At 63.5% G+C, this 4,313-nt stretch carries 3 protein-coding genes; all 3 read left to right on the top strand.

What is annotated here, in order from left to right; all coding sequences use genetic code 11:
• Positions 1–1,673 (top strand): adenylate/guanylate cyclase domain-containing protein (locus C9413_RS28485; RefSeq protein WP_210263642.1); only part of this gene is annotated, 1,673 nt, incomplete at its 5' end.
• A 109-nt stretch (positions 1,674–1,782) separates the two neighbouring features.
• Positions 1,783–3,681, top strand: a complete 1,899-nt coding sequence (locus C9413_RS28480; protein ID WP_039844931.1) for a DEAD/DEAH box helicase — start codon at positions 1,783–1,785, stop codon at positions 3,679–3,681.
• A 55-nt stretch (positions 3,682–3,736) separates the two neighbouring features.
• A complete protein-coding gene (locus C9413_RS28475) occupies positions 3,737–4,168 on the top strand; it encodes a GNAT family N-acetyltransferase (RefSeq protein ID WP_170251235.1) in 432 nt (143 codons plus the stop codon).
• Positions 4,169–4,313: the final 145 nt, after the last annotated feature.

Raw genomic sequence — 4,313 nt, 5'->3', positions numbered from 1 at the left:
GGGGGGGGGGGGGGGGGGGGGGGGGGGGGGGGGGGGGGGGGGGGGGGGGGGGGGGGGGGGGGGGGGGGGGGGGGGGGGGGGGGGGGGGGGGGGGGGGGGGTGATCTGCTCTTGCTCGACCCCGGCACCGAGGAAGGCGATGTCGCACTTGCATCGGCCCTCAGCCTGGTGCCCTCTGTCATCGCGGCTGCCGCCGTCTTTCCGGAAAGCAAGCAGATGGTGACAAGCGATCCGAACGATCCGCTTTCAGGCATTCCGGTCGCCGACAGCCTGCTCCTTCCTCTCAAGCGTTTTTCCGATATCGCCGCTACCGGCGTCGTTAATGTCGCAACGGATGAGACGGGCGTCCCCCGCTTCATTCCGCTGATCTCGCGCAGCGCCGGGCGTGTGGATCCGTCGTTTCCGCTACGCGCGGCGTCGCTGGCGCTCGATCGCGATCCGGCCTTCCAGCCGGGCAGCATTTCCTTTGCCGACAGGCATATTCCGACCGATACTGGTCAGCGCCTGCCGCTTACCTTCTACGGCCCGCGCCGGACAATCCCAACTTTCAGCCTGATGGATGCGCTCGATGGCAAGGTGCCTGCAGACGCGATCGAGAATCGCGTCGTCGTTATCGGCGCAACCGTCACCGCCGGTGGCGACGTTTTTCCGACGCCTTTCGATCCGGTTCTTCCCGGGGTCGAGGTCATTTCTACCGCGATCGCGCATCTGATCGCCGGAGATAGCATCGTCCGCGATCACAATATTCGTCGGCTCGACGCCACGGTCGCGGTGCTTCTGCCGCTTGCGCTCGTCGGCCTGATAGCCTGGCGGCGCAGCCTGATCGGTTTCGTCTTGATCGCTCTCGTTTTTGTGGTCTGGGCGACCATCAATCTTGCCATGTTCAAGGCAGGCTATTGGCTGAGCGCAGCGTTGCCGGTCGCCGCCGCGTTGCCTCCGGTTCTCATCTTCGGCGCAGCCCAACTCCTTCTCGGACGCCGCCAGGTGCGCCATTTCGCTGCCCAAAGCGAGCTCCTGCAACGCATCGAAGCACCCGGCCTTGGAGAATGGCTCGCACGCGATCCATCCTTCCTTGCCGAGCCAGTCCGGCAGGATGCTGCCGTGGTCTTCATCGATCTCTCGGGCTTTACCGGGCTTAGTGAAGCGGTCGGAGCGGTAACCGTGCGGGAGGTCTTGAGCGGCTTTTTCGAGATAGCCGACCAGGAGGCGCGGGCACATGGCGGGGCGATCACGAGCTTCATGGGCGATGGTGCGATGATCCTGTTCGGGCTGCCGCACCCGGCCGAAGACGACGCTTCGCGCGCCGCCGCCTGCGCACTGGCGCTCGCAGATCGCATGCGCTCCTGGCTCGATTCGCACACAGCTCTCCAAGGGGGACGGAAGATCGGCTTCAAGATCGGCGCCCATTGCGGGGCGGTCGTCGCCTCGCGCCTCGGCACCGGCGATCGCCAGCAGATCACCGCGACCGGCGACACCGTCAATGTCGCCAGCCGCCTGATGGAAGTTGCAGCCAGTCGCGGCGCTGAGGTAGCCTTCAGCGCGGCACTTGTCCGCGCAGCATCCGCCGGCACCGGCCCTCCCTTGCCGGCCGGTCCACTCGAAGGTCCGCTGGAGACGAAAATCCGCGGCCGCTCCGGCAGCATCGACGTCTGGCTGTGGCGCTGCGCCGGCTGACATTGCCGCTTTGACATTTGCCGTCTTAGCGGGTAGGAACGCGCCAACCGTTCTGCCGGCAGGTTCCGGCCACGGCGCTTCTGCGCCCGATATTCCGAAAGACAGACAGATGACAGATCTCAACAGCGTCGTCCCGGCGATCGCCAAGGCGTTGGCAAAGCGCGGCTATGCAGCGCTGACCCCCGTTCAGAAAGCCATGCTCGATCCGGCACTTGTCGCTTCGGATGCGCTGGTTTCGGCGCAAACCGGCTCGGGCAAGACCGTCGCCTTCGGCCTTGCGCTCGCGCCGACGCTGCTCGAAGGCGAGGAGCGCTTTGCACCCGCCGCCGAACCGCTGGCGCTTGTGATCGCGCCGACCCGCGAACTTGCCTTACAGGTGAAGCGCGAGCTCGAGTGGCTATACGAGATGACCGGTGCGCTGATTGTCAGCTGCGTCGGCGGTATGGATATCCGCAGCGAGCGCCGTGCACTGGAACGCGGCGCTCATATCGTCGTCGGCACCCCCGGACGTCTTTGCGACCATATCCGCCGCAAAGCTCTCGATATGTCCGCATTAAAGGCCGTCGTGCTCGACGAGGCGGACGAGATGCTCGACCTCGGCTTCCGTGAAGATCTGGAGTTCATCCTTGAAGCGGCACCCGACGACCGCCGGACGCTGATGTTCTCGGCAACTGTTTCCTCCGCCATCGCCAAGCTCGCCAAGAGCTACCAGCGCGACGCCGTGCGTATTTCGACGCAGACCGAAGAGAAGCAGCATGTCGATATCGAATACCGCGCGCTTGCCGCTGCGCCGGCTGACCGCGAAAATGCGATCATCAATGTCCTGCGCTACTATGAGGCGACTAACGCCATTGTCTTCTGTTCGACGCGCGCCGCGGTCAATCATCTGACGGCCCGCTTCAACAACCGCAATTTCGCGGTCGTAGCACTCTCCGGCGAACTGACGCAGAACGAGCGGACGCACGCTCTGCAGGCTATGCGCGACGGCCGCGCCCGCGTCTGCATCGCAACGGATGTTGCCGCCCGCGGGATCGACCTTCCAGGCCTCGACCTCGTCATCCATGCCGACCTGCCGACGAATCCGGAAACGCTGCTGCATCGCAGCGGCCGCACCGGCCGAGCAGGGCGCAAGGGTGTCAGCGCACTGATCGTGCCTCTCAATGCCCGCCGCAAGGCCGAGCGCATTCTCGATGCCGCCGGGATTGCCGCCACCTGGGCTCTTCCGCCGTCGGCCGAAGATGTGATGCGCCGCGACGACGAGCGCCTGCTTGCCGACCCGATCCTCAGCGAGCCGGGGCGCGACGAAGATCAAGCACTGGTCGGCCAGCTCATTGCAAATCACGGCGCAGAGAAGCTTGCCGCGGCCTTCGTGCGCCTCTATCGCTCCAATCAATCGGCGCCGGAAGATCTGATCGAAGTCTCGATCGAGGGCGACCGCAAGCGTCAACGCCGCGATAATGCCTTTGAGCCGCGGGAGCCGAGCCAAAAGGGCCCGCGTGACGACTTTGGTCCGAGCGTCTGGTTCTCGGTTTCCGTCGGCCGCAAGCAGAATGCCGAACCGCGCTGGCTGATCCCGATGCTCTGCCGCAACGGCAATCTGACGAAACGGGAGATCGGTGCGATCAAGATGCAGCCGGAAGAGACCTATGTGGAAATTTCTGCCGATAGCGCCGAAGCTTTTCAGCAAGCGGTCGGGCCGAACAAGACGATGGAGCGCGGCATCCGCGTGACGCGTCTGAACGGTACCCCGGATTTCAGCCGTCCGGTTACTGCAAAGCCTTATGCCGGCAAGAAGACGTTCGGCGAGCGGCGTGACGAGACATCCTATGACGATCGCCCTAAAGGCAATTTCAAAAAGGATTTCAAGGGTAAGACAGCTCCCGTAACCGGCGATCACAGCGAGAAACGCGACCCCAAGCCTTGGGGCAAGGCAGCGGGGAAACCTAAATTCGAAGACAAGGGAGGCTTCGCGCAGAAGGGCAAGTTCGCTAAGAAGAAGCAGGGTTGAGGAGAGACGGACCGACAATTGGCGCCTTCCGTTAATACTCTCCGAGGAGGCAGCCATGACAGAGATCGTGATTTTATCCGTTCCGCTCTTCAGCACCTTGTGCAACGAAGCTTTCAAGTTGCGGCGCTCCGTCTTCATCGGTGAGCAGAATGTGCCTGCCGATGAAGAATTCGATGAGGCCGACTTAAGCGCCCACCATATCGTCGCCATCCAGGCCGGCGAAGTCGCGGGCACGCTTCGGCTCGTCTATCTCGACGATCACGTGAAGATCGGGCGCGTGGCCGTCGGAGCGCAATGGCGCGGCCATGGCATCGCAAGCGCGATGATCCGCTTTGGGATGAAGGCCCATCACACGGCACGCGACAATCGCTTTTCCCTGACGGCTCAAAGCGACAAGATCGCGCTCTATGAAAAATTCGGGTTCACTGCGTTCGGCGATGAATTTCTCGACGGGGGCATGCCGCACCTCGCCATGAAGAACTACTGATTCAGCGCGTGCCGGTGGACATGGGGGCGCCGCCAATGACAGGCAAAGACAGCCCGCAATATCTTGCAGCGGCAGATTTCATTCGCAAGAACCTCTGCCTTCGGCCTGTGCCGTCAGTTCCCTATATGATGCCTGTGAGCAGCCT

This window comes from Rhizobium sp. SEMIA 4085 (assembly GCF_013004495.1).
Lineage (GTDB): Bacteria > Pseudomonadota > Alphaproteobacteria > Rhizobiales > Rhizobiaceae > Rhizobium > Rhizobium gallicum.
Note: the sequence above shows the minus strand (reverse complement) of the source record. Positions and strands in the feature narration are given on the sequence as shown.